The following is a 467-nucleotide window of genomic DNA, read 5'->3' as shown; positions in this document are numbered from 1 at the left end:
ACCGAACAACGGGGCGTCTGGACGGTCGACGGACAGCGGGCCGTCTCGGAGCGAACCCTCGAGTTCTTCGCGGACGTGGACGAGGAGATCGTCTACATGACCGTCGAGGACCTCCTCAACGACGAACTGATCGACGGCGCATCAGAGACGACATCCTCGGGGCGACGATGTTCGAGTCCCTGTGGGTCTGGTCGGACACGTCGGCGGGACGGCTGCTGATGATCGACGGCCGGAAGACGCTCGTCAGCGCCCTCGTTACCGGACCGGACGCGTCCTCGTCCGACCCGCGGTCGGAGACGGCCATCTGGGGACAAGGGGAAACGAACAGTCTGTCGGTCGTGCTGAAGGCGATATTCACCCGGCGGTTAGAGAGCGAGGACGCGGACTGACCGCCGACCCCTGCGCTGCGTTTCGGGGGCGATCCGGCGTCCTCCGCGGGGGGCGCGTCCGACACCGCCTCGACGCGT

The 467-nt window shown here is 67.2% G+C and carries 1 pseudogene; it reads left to right on the top strand.

Annotated features, from left to right (window positions below):
- Positions 1-389: pseudogene (locus EXE44_RS21605) on the top strand (TrmB family transcriptional regulator); the annotation flags it as partial.
- Positions 390-467: the final 78 nt, after the last annotated feature.

This window comes from Halorubrum sp. SS7 (assembly GCF_005435055.1).
GTDB lineage: Archaea > Halobacteriota > Halobacteria > Halobacteriales > Haloferacaceae > Halorubrum > Halorubrum salinarum.
Note: the sequence above shows the minus strand (reverse complement) of the source record. Positions and strands in the feature narration are given on the sequence as shown.